The 15,782-nt window shown below is 44.1% G+C and carries 8 protein-coding genes; 4 read left to right on the top strand and 4 right to left on the bottom strand.

The window, feature by feature from the left end:
• Positions 1–25 precede the first annotated feature (25 nt).
• The 3 genes from B5X60_RS02615 to B5X60_RS02605 form a co-directional block, all read right to left on the bottom strand.
• Entirely contained in the window at positions 26–4,576 is a 4,551-nt protein-coding gene (locus tag B5X60_RS02615; protein ID WP_079701101.1) for a PAS domain S-box protein, read from the bottom strand.
• 189 nt (positions 4,577–4,765) lie between these two features.
• The gene (locus B5X60_RS02610; RefSeq protein ID WP_170878364.1) at positions 4,766–7,234 is read right to left on the bottom strand and encodes a T9SS type B sorting domain-containing protein; all 2,469 of its coding nucleotides are present in this window, start codon (positions 7,232–7,234) and stop codon (positions 4,766–4,768) included.
• A gap of 641 nt (positions 7,235–7,875) precedes the next feature.
• Positions 7,876–8,421: an RNA polymerase sigma-70 factor gene (locus tag B5X60_RS02605; RefSeq protein WP_079701099.1), complete on the bottom strand. Its 546-nt coding sequence runs from the start codon at positions 8,419–8,421 to the stop codon at positions 7,876–7,878.
• 307 nt (positions 8,422–8,728) lie between these two features.
• On the opposite strand from B5X60_RS02605, the gene B5X60_RS02600 reads away from it, so the two are divergent.
• From B5X60_RS02600 to B5X60_RS02585, 4 genes are all read left to right on the top strand, one after another.
• Positions 8,729–10,063 (top strand): amidohydrolase/deacetylase family metallohydrolase, encoded by a 1,335-nt coding sequence (locus B5X60_RS02600; protein WP_079701098.1) that lies wholly within the window; start codon positions 8,729–8,731, stop codon positions 10,061–10,063.
• Positions 10,064–10,087: 24 nt separating this feature from the next.
• On the top strand, positions 10,088–11,548 hold the full coding sequence (locus tag B5X60_RS02595; protein WP_079701097.1) for a PQQ-dependent sugar dehydrogenase: 1,461 nt from the start codon (positions 10,088–10,090) through the stop codon (positions 11,546–11,548).
• A 284-nt stretch (positions 11,549–11,832) separates the two neighbouring features.
• On the top strand, positions 11,833–12,327 hold the full coding sequence (locus B5X60_RS02590; RefSeq protein WP_079701096.1) for a RidA family protein: 495 nt from the start codon (positions 11,833–11,835) through the stop codon (positions 12,325–12,327).
• Between the two features lie 351 nt (positions 12,328–12,678).
• Positions 12,679–14,346: an L-lactate permease gene (locus B5X60_RS02585; RefSeq protein ID WP_079701095.1), complete on the top strand. Its 1,668-nt coding sequence runs from the start codon at positions 12,679–12,681 to the stop codon at positions 14,344–14,346.
• A 218-nt stretch (positions 14,347–14,564) separates the two neighbouring features.
• Here the strand turns inward: B5X60_RS02585 and B5X60_RS02580 are convergent, their stop codons facing one another.
• A complete protein-coding gene (locus B5X60_RS02580) occupies positions 14,565–15,773 on the bottom strand; it encodes an aminotransferase class V-fold PLP-dependent enzyme (RefSeq protein ID WP_079702279.1) in 1,209 nt (402 codons plus the stop codon).
• Positions 15,774–15,782: the final 9 nt, after the last annotated feature.

Raw genomic sequence — 15,782 nt, 5'->3', positions numbered from 1 at the left:
AAATCTTATGCCATCCGAATCTTGATTATTCTTTTATTGACACCAACTCCCTTTCAGTATTCAGATCGATCTCTTCAGTTTTGAGAGTTATTTCGCGAACAATTCCGTCGAGTTCTGTCGCAGAATCAAATACATACCCGAGAAGTTCCTTTTTCAGCTCTTCATCACTGGCGGGATGTTTTATCAGATCGACAAGGCCCATAAGCCGTGCAATTGGCGCCCTGACGACATGCGATTGTATCCAGGCAATTTCGCTGAATCGCTGATTTTGCTTTTCTATGGCTTCAATGTAATTCGTTCTTTCTAGCTCCGCAATCTTACGGTTGTTGATGTTCTGGAAGTTTCCATACAGCTTCACTACATTCCCATTCACCCTTTCAACCTCTCCTATCGACCTGATCCATTTTCTTTTGCCTATAGCCGTAAGGATTTCGAGTTCCATATCCCAGGGAACACCAGTTTCTATTGCCCGGTGAATTGCGGTCCTGACCGTATCCCTGATTAAACCTTCATCGTAAAAGCTCAGCCAGCTTTCAATGCCCGGAACGAAGTCTTCTTCCAGATCATGAATTTTTCTTGCGATAGGACCCCAGTAAAGCGAGCCCTGCTGAATATCTAATTCCCAGCTGCCAATCTCAGCCAGCCTGTTGGACTTTTCGAGCAGAAATTCCAGATTTTTCTTTTCAGTAACATCTTTTGCAACAGCAAAGATCAGGTTGTCTTCTGGCGAAGGAGTGCTGGCCCAGGCGAGCCATACAACCTTCCCTGCTTTGCTGATACAGCGATTTTCAAAATGGACAGTTTTGCGTCGTCTTGACAAATTCCGGATGACCTTATCGGTGCGCTTTTGATCATCAGGATGCACAAAAGTGGCAATTGGGTTGCCAAGCAGTTCTTCTTCCGAATATCCCAGGATTTTACACGCTGCCGGATTGATCTTTTTGAAATATCCGTCGTTCCCAGCGACTGTAATCACATCAGGGGCGAAGCTAAATATCTGGCTAAGCTCCTGGTCTAGTTGTTTTCGTTTGATCTCAGAACTGAGGTGCTTGCAAAATTCATCTCTGAATGATTCATGTTCAAGGAAATTCTGGCCCTTCTCCTGGATGCCTAGTACAAGGGTACCAAGCAATTCGTCGTTATAGCTGAGCGGCATCCCGAGAGCAGTTTTAATGCCAGACATAAGCGCAGCTTCATGTCGTGGAAACTGCAAGTCCTGATCGATACTATCCCAAATAATAAAACTACGGTTTTGCCATACTTTGCCCGGAATTCCCTCTCCTATTTTTAAGCTCTTGATATTACGCGATGCCTGGTAAAATTCCTCCATCTCAGGACTTTTCGCAGATTTTGATACCAGTGTCATAGATTTAAGGTCGGATTCCAAAAGCCAGATCTCGGCGATAGCAATATCACCGTAATGGAGAAGGTTGCCCAGTACCTTACTGAGAATATCATTCAGATGCTCCCTGGGGCTGTTAAAAATGAGACTTGTTTCTGCCTGTAAGGTCTTTTGTTTTTCGGCGATCCTGCGCCGGGTAATATCCTGGATTGCTCCAACCATCTTCACGGGTACCCCCTCTTTATCGCTGATCAGGATACACTTATCCTGCACAAAAGCATAGTCACCGGAATCTTTCTTGAAACGATATTCTAAGGTCCAGCGCTTTATTTGCCCTTGCTTTGCTTTCCTGATAAATGTTCTTACATGTTCTATATCGCCCGGGTGAATAAATTCTTCCCAAAAGGTTTGACCCGGACCGGCCTGGACAGATCGGCCAAACAAAGCCTTGAATCCGCTACCCCTGTAAACTTCGTCAGTTCGCAGGTCCCAATCCCAAATAGCATCAGATGTAGCCTTGGTGACATATTCATAACGCGTATTGCTTTCTTCAAGTTCCTGCTGGGCCTGTTTCCATTCGGACACGTCAATACCAATACATTGTATTTCGCTTGGACGGCCTTTGGAATCAGTGAGGCATATGAAGTCCCACAAGGTAGTCACTACCCCTACACCCCCTTTTCTTGGTTTATCAACAAATACCTGGAAAACCTTGTTCAGGTTTGCAAAACATAGACTTACTGTTTCTAGCACCTGATCATGGTGGTATTCCATTACAGAACTCAGCACACTCATGCCAATGATTTCACGGCTCCCATATAGCCAGCCAAAATCCTGCACAAACTTTTGATTATAGAAAGTATAGTTACCTTCCAGATCTGTACGGATCATGTAATTGGTCTGCGATTCAAGGATCCCGCGATGCCGTGCTTCGCTGATTAGTAATTTCTCCAGGGCCAGCTTATCTTTTGTTATATCCTGTACCGTACCTTCAAAAATTAGTATTTCACCCTTTTCATTCCGAATCAGGTTTCCCAGGGCATGTACCCATTTAATGGATCCATCAGGTAGCAGAATACGATGTTCGACATCATGCTGTACACCATCCTTGAAAGCCCGTTCGCGGCTTAACATAAATTCTTCCTGGTCGTCCGGATGGATAGTATTGAAATGTGATTCGAAGTCAAGTTTGAAAGTTCTTTTATCACGTTCCCAGATATTGTACACCTCATCAGACCAGTATAAACCTTTTTTATCGGGAAATGATTGCCAGTACCCTACCTTGGCAATCTTCTGCGCGGCCAGCAATTTCGTTTCGTTTTCTTTGATTAGCTGAAATGCGATATCCCGTTCGGTTACATCGTTACAAGCAGCCATCATACAATCACGCCCGTCGTACTTAATTTTATACACGGAAACATCAGAATGAACGAGGGCGCCATGTTTTTTACGGTGTTTAAAAATTCCAAAGTTCAGCGCTCTGTCAGCTATCTCAATATGCTCATGCATTTCCCTTAATCGATGAGATTCGATTTCTGATTCGGAGAGAATATCCAGAATGCTTCGTTTGAGAAACTCGTCACGGCTATAACCGTATTTCTCTATTGCCGTATCATTAACATCAAGGATGCCGAAGTTTAAAAAGTCGTATACAAAAATTGGCAGCGGACTCGAATGAAAAAGCAGCCTGTATCGCTCTTGGGAGCTAGTCAGCTGTTCCAGAACCTGATGACGTTCGGTGATATCCGTGGCGGTAACAAATGCGCCAATAATCTCTCCGGATTCTCCCCGGGCAGGTTTATATTTTAGCGAAAATATGCGCTTTTCTTTTGTATCAGGTTCGTAGACGGTTACTTCAGAAAGTTCGGATCCCCCCAGCAATACGTTCGCGTATAGCTGCGCAAGTCCAGGACGTCTTTCGGGGCTGACATATGTAAGAATAGAATCACCTTTAATTACGGTGGTATTAAAATATCTCTGGTAAAGGTGCTGGAACTGGTTATTGTATGAAACTATGTTCAGATCAATATCCAACAAAACAAATGATTCCTCAGTATTGCTGATCATCAAATTATTCTCAAGCTCTGCTTCCTTTTTGTCGGTTACATCACGGAAGTTGTCGACAATCCCATTGATCATTGGATCATGGAACATATTGGTCAATGTTGCTTCGATCCACCGCCAGCTGCCATCCTTATGCCTGATCCGGGCGGTTTGTCCATTTATCGTTTCTCCGGGACGTACCATTGCCTCTGCCATTCTCCGGGAAACGCTGACTCTGTCAGCAGGGTGTAGGATATCTTCAAGACTCAGGGCAAGGGCCTCTTCTTCTGAATAACCTAACACACGGGTGATTGATGGCGAAACATATATTGCTTTGCCATTTGCTCCAAGAATGACTATCGCATCATCGCCATGCTCAACCAAGGTCCGGTATCGTTTCTCACTCGTGATCAGCTCAAATTCTGCAGCCTTCTTCTCGGTCGCATCCTTTGCTATACAATACATGATCTGGTCTGCCTCATCCCACCGGGCGGACCACACAATATTTACAAGTGTCCCATCTTTTCTGACATAACGGTTCTCAAAGTTGGTCATTTCAGTGCCGCCTATGATATCGTAAGAGGCTTTCAGGGTTAAATCTTTGTCTTCGGTAAAGACAAGATCAATATACGGTCTGCCGATTAGTTCTTCAGGCTCAAAACCCCAAATCCTTTTAGCCGCGGCACTGACACTTACAAAACATCCTTCACGATCAACTGTACAAATTACGTCCAGTGAAGATTCCATGATCTTTTGAGTGGAATTCCTCGCACGTTCAAGGTCAAAAGAAGACTGGGATGCTAACTTAGGCAAAACAATCGTTTGGCAGACAAATTTAACCGCTCCGTCATCCAGGATCGGCGAATGGTCGAAAAGGACGAAATCGTTTGAGTCACCGTCCTTTACACCATATTGGACATTGACTTTGCTAACCTGGATAGCATTCCCTGTTGAAAACACATCTTGAATGGCTTGCTCCAGGCGGTTGACATCGTGGATGTCCAGAGTTGACACACCAGTAATAAAATCCTTATAAACCAGATCGATGCCAGCTTGATCCGGAAGTCCCAATAACTTTTGGTAGCAGTTGTTTGCAAACAGAAGCTGGTTTGAATTTTGAGAAAGACCTATTAAGGCCAGGGGCGCAGGGGAAATTTTAAGAACCTGCAATAAATCGTCAACACTAATCATAATTCATCATTCGTAACAGGAAACACGCCATGAATCCTTTACGCAGAAAAAACTAATATCCTTCCGCCCGTTAAAGTATTGACAACTGCTAAATATGCATAGTTTTATTTGGGATTGAAAGAAAGTTTTGTGAAAAATTAATCTTTTTTTCAACAGTGCTGGTCGCAACCCAGAGAACCCTATTCCTTACTAGTCTACAAGAGATATGTGGCCTTTGAGCTGTCCGGTATTATTGCCCAGATCAAGGTGGTAATAGTAAGTGCCAACTGGCAGCCTAGTACCCTTATATCTGCCATCCCAGTTATTCTCGTAGTTTTTTTGCCTGAATACTATCATGCCACTGCGATCTACAATCCTTAATTCATTGCCCGGATACTGTTCAATGTTCCTCACAATAAACATATCGTTAATCCCGTCAGCATTCGCGGAAATCAGGTTTGTACAGCTAACTGCTGGCTTGATGGCAGCAGGTGCAGCAATTACTTCAAATGTTCCCGGTTCAAGTGTCAGGGCATAATTTTCACCCAGACTTAGGTTACCTATTGTTATAGGATAAGTCCCGATTGAACTGCCGGGCGCTATTTGTAAGCTCCCTGTAAACTCATCCGTTTTTAACACCATTCCGGCAACAAGTTCAAATTTAATCGGCGGGACAGCTTCGCCGCCAAAACCCGATTGGCCGGGAACAGGCCGAATGATAATATTTCGCGGCACCACTGTTACAGCACGCTCGAGACGTGCTGCTGCGAATTCGCTGTTGCCTTCCTGCACTGCAATTATCTTTGTACTGCCAGTTTTTAAGATTTTTACAGAATCCCCTGCGACTTGCAGTATTTCCGGATTCAAAGTATAATATCTAACAGGTAGCCCAGCTGAGGATTGCATCGGTCCGGCATTAAAAGCCGGGTCACCGTAAATTTTACCAGGAATATCACCTAGTTCGATAGCCTGCTGCTGCAGTGGCTTGGTTGTCAAGGTCCAGGATTGAGATTGGGCGGAGGTGTTTTTAAATAAGTTACCAGAAGTATCGCTAACCATTCCAAACTCTGCATTCACCGAAATGGATGCACCTGCAGGCATACTTTTCACTTTAAGGGTAATAGTTTTATCATCGTCTGAAATAATAAGCTCATTGGCGGCAAATGCGTCAGACAAGTTATACTTACGCACAAGCTGGTCTCCGGTATAAAAGGATAGAGATCCGGATTTGTTTAAACGTATCTCTTCTTCAAAATTTATCATCAGATCGAAATTTCTCCCTAATCCTGTCGTCCCGTTCTCCGGAAAAATCTTTGTTATTAGGGGAGCGATAGTATCTCTAACAAGCACAGCGATAGATTTCACATCACTTCCGTGTTCATTACTGGCTTTAAGTACAACCTTATACTTGCCCAACTGTGATTTTTCAGCAATACCTGCTAGGCTTGCCTCAGCGGATATCTCTTTAATTGAATGGTTGTTAAAGTCGGCCACCATGAGCTTACCTTCCTTATTTATACATAAGCCCATGGGATTCTTAAACGACTGAGTATCGTCCTTCACCTCCCCTACAGCAAATGGAGTGATCGTACTTACTACACCTGAATTACTTAATCTCCTGATCGTGTGGTTCAACTGATCTGAAACATAAAACCCACCTTTTGGATCAATAATTATACTTGTAGGATACCTGAAGGCTGCATTCTTACCATTACCGTCAAGTTTCGAAAATTCGCCGCTTCCAGCAAGAGTTGATACTAGGCCATCAGGGCTAATTTTCCTGATCCGGTTATTGATCTGATCGGCCACAAAGACATACCCTAAACTGTCAACAGCAACACCTGTTGGCGAACTAAACTTTGCAGCGGATCCTTTCCCGTCTGCAAATCCAGGCTGACCGCTGCCAGCTAGAGTTGTTACGATTCCGTCGGGTGAGATCTTTCTTATACAATGATTACCGCGGTCTGCCACATAGAGGTTTCCCTTTATATCCCTGCAAATTCCTGATGGATATCGGAACTTTGCATCTTGAGCAGCACCGTCTACGTACCCGCTTGTTTTACCACCTGCAAACGTTGATACCATACCGTCCGCACTGATCATGCGGATAGCATTATTTTCCTGATCAGAGATAAAAAGTGCACCGGTTTCGCCCACCGCAATACCAAATGGGGAATCAAAACGGGCTTCAGCCGCAGCACCATCTTTGAAGCCCGCGCTTATACTGCCAGCTACCGTTGAGACAATTCCTGCCTGATTTATTTTCCGGATTCTATTGTCAGCCTGATCGGCGATATAAAGGTTTCCTTCAGAATCTGTAGTCAATGCACAGGGTGCATAAAACCGGGCTGACAAGCGCGGACCATTTGCTGTTCCTAAAACTGTACTCCCGGCGAACAGTCTAAAAAACACGCCAGAACGGAAAGTCAGAAAATCAGGTTTAACATCAGCACTGATCCTTGTTTCAAAAGGATTAGCCGATGCTACTTTAATAATGCCTTTGTATTCTTTTCCATAACTTATTGACGCAGGGAAATCGCTAGCAATTATTGGAGCCCCCAGGTTTACAGCTGATTTTCCCGCATTTGATTTTATAGAATCATTATTAAACCGGGTATTTGAAGGAACTGATCTATATGAGTTCGAAAATGGAGGTATTTCGTAATGCGAAGTGATCATAACATCACTTCCTAAAACCAAGCATGGGCAGAAAGTCAATGCTATTATCAGAAAAAAATTAATTCTCCGCGGATATCGGCGAAAAAACTGCAACGCAACATTTACTGCACTCATATTCTTCGATTTGGCAAACATTATTCACGAAACTCAAACCAATAAAATATTCCCCTTGGGGACACTACAATCGCCTTCTACTGAGTAGAGCTAAATAGGTTACGCTTATTCTGAAACAATTAGATATGAGTCAGAATTTCAGTCGATTAATTTTTTCGCAGCATTGCTTTATGGGATAATAACAGGTATTAAATCGGGCACAAAAGGTTCCATTGAAACAATTTCTTACAAACTCAACAATGGAATGGGGGTGATGGGAGAAGGTATATATTCCGAGTGACTGCAGCCTGAAACCGTTAAAAAATACGGGTATAACGCCAAGGATAAACCCAGTCAGGCTAATCGGGCATGGACTAAATAGGACATTCCATGTTCAAGCCAAAGTTGGCCTGAAAGACAGAGGTAAGATGAGAGACGTGGAATATTTTATCAATATTGCCGCTAAGCATTTTTGATTTACAGTCTATCTACACACCCTGATCAATATAAAAGATCTTAACAGTACGATGAATATGCTGGATTTTAAATTACCACAGCCCGAGGGAAATCCGCAGTTGACGTAAGGCCTTATTCAGGTGATTTTCAACAGTTTTGGTAGAAATGTCCAGCTTGGTAGCTATCTCTTTATGAGAAAGCTGTTCTTCTCGGCTCAGCTTATAAACTACCTTGCATTTTTCAGAGAGATTATTCACGATTGAATTGACATATGAAAGCAACTCACGATGTTCAATATTTCCGTACTCCGATGGTGTTTGCAGTCGATCCTGAATATTCTCAAAAATATCCTCTCTCACCGAGCCGTGACGTACCTGGCGGAATACTTCGTAACGAACAGATGCAAAAAGGTAAGATTTCAATGAAGCTTTTATTTCTATCTGCTCCCTTTTATTCCAAAGGTTGATAAAAAGTTCCTGGATAATGTCCTCGCAGGCCTGTTGATCCTGAAGCATATTGAATGCTGAGTTGTAGAGCAAGCTCCAATATTTTTTATAAATGACTTTCAAGGCCAGATCATCTCCTGCACGCAAACGATCCATCAGTTCTGTGTCATCTATAAATATCATCTCAGTCATAAGAAGTTTAAACTTATTTAAAAATAATTAAAATTCAAAATATAACATTTCGACAATTTGCCCTTAACAAACGATCCTTTTGAATTAAATCAGTTTTCAAACACCTGCTCCTGTAAAAGTGCATAATCTCCATATTATCTTATTAATATTTTTATACACACTAGGGGGAAAAGTATTTTTTAGACTCTTTTATTATAATGTAACTAAAATAAGATAGAATTAAACCGCATCTGACGGGAGAATTCTGCAAATCAAATGTATTTTCACGCTGCAATCAATCATAACACTAAATCCTAATTTATTTACAATGAAACAAAAACAACTCTTACTTTTTTCTATGCTGATCTTCTTCTGCACAGGGCTTATGGCTCAGCAAAACGAGCCAGTTAAGCCTTATAGTATTGTCATCAAGGGCGGTCATATCATCGATCCTAAAAACAATGTGGATGCGGTAATGGATATTGCCGTTAAGGACGGCAAAATTGCACTGATTGCTAAAAACATTGATGGTAGCCAGGGCACTCAGTTAGTTAATGCAAAAGGAATGTATATTACTCCGGGACTGATCGACCTGCATGTGCACTTCTTTTGGGGACAGGATGGTACAGGTTATATGAATGCCCGTGCTGGTCTCCCTGCAGACGGCTTTACTTTTCCAGCAGGCGTTACCACTGTTGTAGATGCCGGCAGTCCGGGTTACAAAAGTTTTGAGTTATATAAGAAACAAACTATTGATCAGTCGCAAACACGAGTACTGGCAATGCTTAACATTGTTAGTGAAGGTATGGACAGCCGGAACGAAAGTGACATAGAGCACATGGATCCGAAAGCCACAGCCGATATGGCGAAGAAATACCCGGAGCATATCGTTGGCGTTAAGCTGGCGCATTTCAGCGGCCGCGGGCCTTTAGCGCACTCCTGGATTCCTACGGACAGGGCCCTGGAGGCGGGAAGACTCGCAAATATCCCTATCATGGTGGATTTCGGCTCGGCTACGCCATTCCTGCCGCTTGATTCACTTTTTAACGTAAAATTCCGCCCTGGCGACATGTATACACATGCGTTTGGAGGAGATCCGCAAGTCGGCCTGACCACTCAAAGCGGACGCGAATCGATCGTAAATGTTGACACGAAAAAGGTTAAGGATTATGCGATCAAAGCACAAAAAAGGGGCGTAATATTCGACGTAGGTTTTGGCGGTTCCAGCTTCCTTTTCTCTCAGGGTATCCCGGCTATCAAAAGTGGCTTCTATCCTAATTCGATCAGCACTGACCTGCACACAGGAAGTATGAACAATGCCATGAAGAACATGCCTAATATTATGTCACTATTTATGGCAATGGGAATGCCATTTAAAGATGTCATCAAAGCTTCAACATGGAATCCGGCACAGCAGATAAAACGCCCAGAATTGGGGAATCTATCAGTGGGCTCCGATGCTGATATCGCTATCTTCACTCTCAGAAAAGGTGATTTCGGTTATTATGCACGTGACGGTAAGATTGCCGGAAAAGAACGTCTTGAAACAGAAATGACGATCCGGGCAGGAAGAATTGTTTACAACCTGAATGCTATTGCTGAGCCAAATGTAATACCAAACGCGCCAAGAGTAAGGCCAGCAAATGGTGGCCCAAGACAATAAGATCCATTAATTAGAAAAATACAAATGCAATCATTTAATTGCAGCATCAGACAAACAGGGCTTTTAGCCCTGTTTTTGTCATGTGCACTATCTGCTGCTTCCCAACAAACAACTACAGCACCTTCGCCTGCACCCACCAGACAGGTGGCACCCATAAAAACTCCGGTATCGCTGCGTCCGGATGTCACCATTGAAAAAGTAATGGACATCGGACCACTCGGGGTGAGGCTTATACGCAACCCAAAGACGGGGGAATTTTGGTACTCTACATTTGATGGAAATGTTTTTCGCATATCCGATTTTGATACCCCTAAAGCCGCAGAACATAAAGTATTCTCGGCGGCCGATCACGGTATCACGAGGCTTCAGGGTGCGACTTTTTTAAACAATACCCTGTATTTATGTGGGAACATCAGTGCAAACGGCGGCAAAGGAACTAAGGGGAGGATGGTAAAATATGATGTGTCAAAAGCAAAGCCGGCATTAGTCGAAGTTTTTAACACCGTTGAATATGGTACCAATGCCACAACTTTTGATCATGGCTGGAATGCCCTGGAGATCAGTCCCGACAAAAAATACATCTATGTAAATTCGGGAGCCCGGACAGACCACGGAGAAGTTCAGGATAACCGAGGTGCTTACCCGAACGCCCGCGACAATGGATTGACTTCTAAAGTTTACCGGTTCCCGGTTGGTGCAGAAAACCTGGTTTTGCCTGCTGAAACTGAAAAAATGAAAGAACTGGGATACATTTATGCCGAGGGGATACGGAATGCCTATGATATGGCATTCGATGGAAACAATAACCTTTTTGGCGTGGTGAATTCAGGCGACTACGACCAGTCAGAAGAAATGTTCTGGATCAGACAAGGCCATCATTTTGGATTCCCATGGCAAATGGCAGGCGTTGAAAATCCGCAGCAGTTCTCTCCATGGGTGCCAGATCCGGCTACCGATCCGTTCATTAGCCCGGGAGCGCACGCATGGGTAGTTAAATATTTCAGAAATGATCCTGATTTTCCAAAAATCCCTGCGGGTGTTAAATTCTCGGCAGGTGTCCAGAACATCGGACCGGCAGCTAATGAGTACCGTGATATTGCTACCGGGAAAATTGTAGATGGCGACATAACCGGCCGCTCCGTAAGTACATTCAACGCGCACAGCGTGCCACTCGGATTAGTTTTCGACACGAAGAACGCTCTTTCACCTGAATTTAAAGGCGATGGTTTTGTTTTCAGATATGGCGGCGGCTCCGACCGTCCGGGCACTAACCTGCTACGAAAAGGTGGGAAAGATCTCCTCCACATGGACATGCAGTACAATGCCGCAGCCGACAATTTTTACATGAAAACTACCAGTATCGCAAATAACTTTAATGCCCCGGTGGACGCAGTTCTGCTCGATAATAAAATTTATGTGATCGAGCATGGAGCTGAGGGTTCGGCTGGAGGGAGGATTTGGAAGGTGACATTGCCGAAGAGGTGAAGAGGTGATCGGGTGATCGGGTAATAAGTGATCAGTAATCAGTAATCAGTGGTCAGTGGTCAGTGCAAACGTACCAATATGCATAAAGAGCGTTTAGTACTGGCCGAAGGCTCCGATTAATGATTACCGGTCGCTGCCACTTAAAAAAGGGCGAAGCGACTTAAAAAACAGCGGTTAGTACTGACCGGAGGCTCCGATTACCTATTACCGGGCGCAGCCACTTAAAGCTGCCCTCCATTTAAAAAATTATCTTACTTTTAAACATAAACCATAGACATTACGAAATGCAAAACCCAACTCCAGATCAAAATTTTGAAAAGCTTGGATTAACCCTTCCTCCTGCCCCAGCGCCGATTGGTGTTTATAAGCCCTGCTTAATTGACGGAAAGTACCTCTACGTTTCAGGACATGGACCGGTACAAAACGACAAGCAACTTATCAGGGGAAGAATTGGAAAGGATATGACACTTGAAGAAGGAAAGTTTGCTGCGCAGCAAGTTGGCCTGACCATCCTGTCTACTATAAAAACTAATCTTGGCAGCCTCAATAAGGTTAAACGAGTTATTAAAGTCCTTGGGATGGTTAACTGCACGTCTGATTTTGAGGCACATCCTAAAGTTATAAATGGCTGCAGTGAACTTTTTGCAAAGGTATGGGGAACTGAGAACGGTATTGGTGTGCGGAGTGCTGTAGGTTTCGGTTCGCTTCCTGACAATATACCTGTAGAAATCGAGTGTTTATTTGAACTGGCTAATAGTCCGAGTAATCCGTTGAAGTGAGGGTGAAGAGTAATAGGTAATTGGGTAATCGGGAGATTAGTAATCAGTGATCAGTAATCAGTGCTAACGTACCATACTGCTTACGGCGATTAGTTACCGGCCGAAGGCACTAATTACCGATTACTTGGCGAAGCCACTTAAAAAACGCGTTTAGTTACCGGCCGAAGGCACTGATTACTCATTACCGGGCGAAGCCACTTTTAAAAAGGGCGAAGCCACTACTTAAAGCGTTTAGTCACTGGCCGAAGGAACTGAATACTGATTACCGGGCGAAGCCACTTTTAAAAAGGGCGCTGCCACATATAAATGCACTAATATCAACCATACATTATAACCTTTCTCGAACTAAACATGGAAACAATCTGGGCCCAAAATTACGACCCTTTGAATAACCCCTGGATGTCAACGATACTGGCTGCTCTGCCGATCATTGTCCTCCTCGGATCCATTGCGATTTTTCATATGCGGATCCACCTTGCAGCGATACTAGGATTAGTCGTTGCCATTGCTGTTGCCCTATTTATATTTAAAATGCCAGGAACCGCAGTAAGTGCCACTACACTTTATGGAAGTGCATATGGGCTTTTCCCTATCGGGTGGATCGTACTCAATTTGATTTTCCTATATCAGCTTACCGTTGACAAAGGCCTCTTTACGTTGATACGAATGCATTTATCGACTATTGCGCCCGATCCACGGATCCAGGTGATATTGATTGCTTTTGCGTTCGGGGCATTTTTTGAGGGAGCCGCTGGCTTCGGCACACCCGTTGCGATAACGGCTGCTATCCTTATTCAACTTGGTTTCAGGCCGCTGGCAGCTTGCGGACTTTCTTTAATAGCCAATACCGCTCCGGTTGCTTTCGGTGCTTTAGGAACGCCGATAATCGCCCTTGCTGCGGTTACCGGAATTGACATTCACCAGCTTTCTGCAATGGTTGGCCGTCAGCTTCCGTTTTTTTCGCTCATCGTTCCATTCTGGGTGATCTGGGCAATGGCGGGTTTTAGAGGCATGGTCGCTGTCTGGCCGGCTGCATTAACCGCGGGCTTGTCCTTTGCAGTAACCCAATTTTTAGTATCTAACTATCACGGCCCATGGTTGGTTGATATTTTTGCTTCGATAGCATCTATCGTTTCTTTAATCGTGCTACTTAAGTTCTGGCAGCCGAAAACCATTTGGGAACTACCTGTTTCCGAAGATACTGTGGCAATAGGTAAAGAACCTGCTGTAGTGAAACGTAAAGATATGATTAGAGCCTGGACACCATGGGCAATACTCGTAATATTCATATTTGCCTGGGGAGTGCCAACCGTTAAGACTGCATTAAACAAAATATCCGCACCCGAATACAAAGTGGCCTATCTACATAATCTGGTTAAACGAACTCCCCCAATTGCGCCGGAACCGACGGCAGATAAGCCGGCCAAAACTGAAGAAGCCGTTTTCAAACTCAACTGGATATCTGCAACCGGAACCGGGATTCTCGTAGCCGCAATTATTGCAGGGTTTGCGATTGGATATTCGCTCAAAGAAATGCTTAGAGTATATGGACAAACCTTCTGGCGTGTACGGTTTTCACTGATCACCATTGCTGCGATGCTGGCACTGGGGTATGTTACCAAGTACTCGGGGGCTGATGCTACTATGGGGCTCGCGCTGGCAAAAACAGGTGTGCTTTATCCCTTCTTCGGCACAATGCTAGGCTGGCTGGGTGTGGCCCTGACGGGTTCAGACACAGCCTCGAACGTGCTGTTCGGAAGTCTTCAGACAATTACGGCTAAGCAAACCGGCGTAAATCCGATCTTGATGGCAGCTGCAAACAGTTCGGGCGGTGTAATGGGAAAGATGGTCGATGCACAGAGTATAGTTGTAGCGAGTACAGCTACCAACTGGTATGGTCACGAAGGTCAGATACTGCGCTATGTATTTTTTCATAGTATCGCGCTTGCCGCATTAGTTGGACTATTGGTATTTCTGCAGGCTTATGTTGTGCCGTTTTCGGATATGGTTGTGAAGTGAGTTGGACAGCGATACCCATCCAGCTCACTGAGTTTTTAATGGTTGCCATGCATTGCGAGGAGGCACGGTGAAGCAACCTAGGCATCCCATTCGTGAAACTTGATACTTGATTCTTGCTACTTGATTCTTGCTACTTGATACTTGATACTTGATACTTGATACTTAAAAAAGCCCAATAACCATCAAAGTTATCGGGCTTTTCAATATCAACAAGGCTTCTAAACCGCAGCCTTAGTAAATTCCTCTTTCAACCTGCGGGCAACGATCTTCTCCTCGCCCGGGATCATTACAAAAGTTGCAATTGACATACTATTTCTACCAGGGTTAATTTCAATAGAAGGATTGCCGTTTCGGAGGTTTTCCGTCATTTGCTGAGTGCTAATCTTTACCACTGCCGGATCCCATTTCACTTCTAATGTAGGAACATGATTAGCAAATGGGGGAACGAACTTCCGAGTTGTTACACCTTTTAATACTTTAACCGTATTATCAATCGTTGCGATCTGGTCTTCCCATAATTTCCATTCTGAGTCGGCAGTGTTGATAAATCGTTCAAGAGCTACATATAAGCCTAGTATCTCTTCTTTATTAACCTTATGACCCCGCCCGATCGTATTGGAACGAGGGGAGGCGCTCAGGCGTGCCGCAGCGATCAGGTCTTTTTTACCCATCAGTATTCCAGAACTTTGAGGTCCGCGAATTGCCTTTCCTCCGGAACAACATACCAGGTCGTATCCTAAGTCGTTAAACTTCCAAAGATTCTCTACAGGTGGCACATCTGCCGCCATATCAATCATGGTGGGAATGTTATGCTTCTTTGCAATCCTCAACCATTCTTCATGACCAATCTTTCCATTATTTGCATTAGCATTCAGGAAGTGCAACAGCGCTGTTTTATCGGAAATAGTACGTTCAAGCTCCTCTACCCCATCGACCTGGATGATCTTCACGCCACAATTAGTTAGTGCCTGATTATATCCAATATCATGACCTTTCTGCATAATCACCTCGGTCTTCATGCCGGTACCCTCTAAATGGGGAAGCATAGCCGCTTTCTTCGCGTCCAACCCGGTTAAAACACCTGCCATTCCCAGCATCAAAGCAGAAAATGCCCCGGACGTTACTGTAGCTGCTTCCGCATGTGTTAGCTCCGCAATTTTTGCACCTACCTTATCCTGAAGCTCATCGATCATACAGAATGATTTAGAAGAATTCTTGATCGTGTCAACCACTTCGTCGTGCATTAATGAACCTGTCATAAATGTGATGGTCCCTCTTGTATTAATAAAGGTTCGTACACCAAGCTCCTTATATAAATCTCTTTTTGCCGCTGGTGCAGGAGAGATAGCTGCCTGGGCGGTTTCAGCAATTGCACCTCCAGCCAAAGGCAGTAATGTAAGTCCTTTTATGAGGTCTCTTCTTTTCATCTTATTTTT

The organism is Daejeonella lutea, from assembly GCF_900168015.1.
Lineage (GTDB): Bacteria > Bacteroidota > Bacteroidia > Sphingobacteriales > Sphingobacteriaceae > Daejeonella > Daejeonella lutea.
Note: the sequence above shows the minus strand (reverse complement) of the source record. Positions and strands in the feature narration are given on the sequence as shown.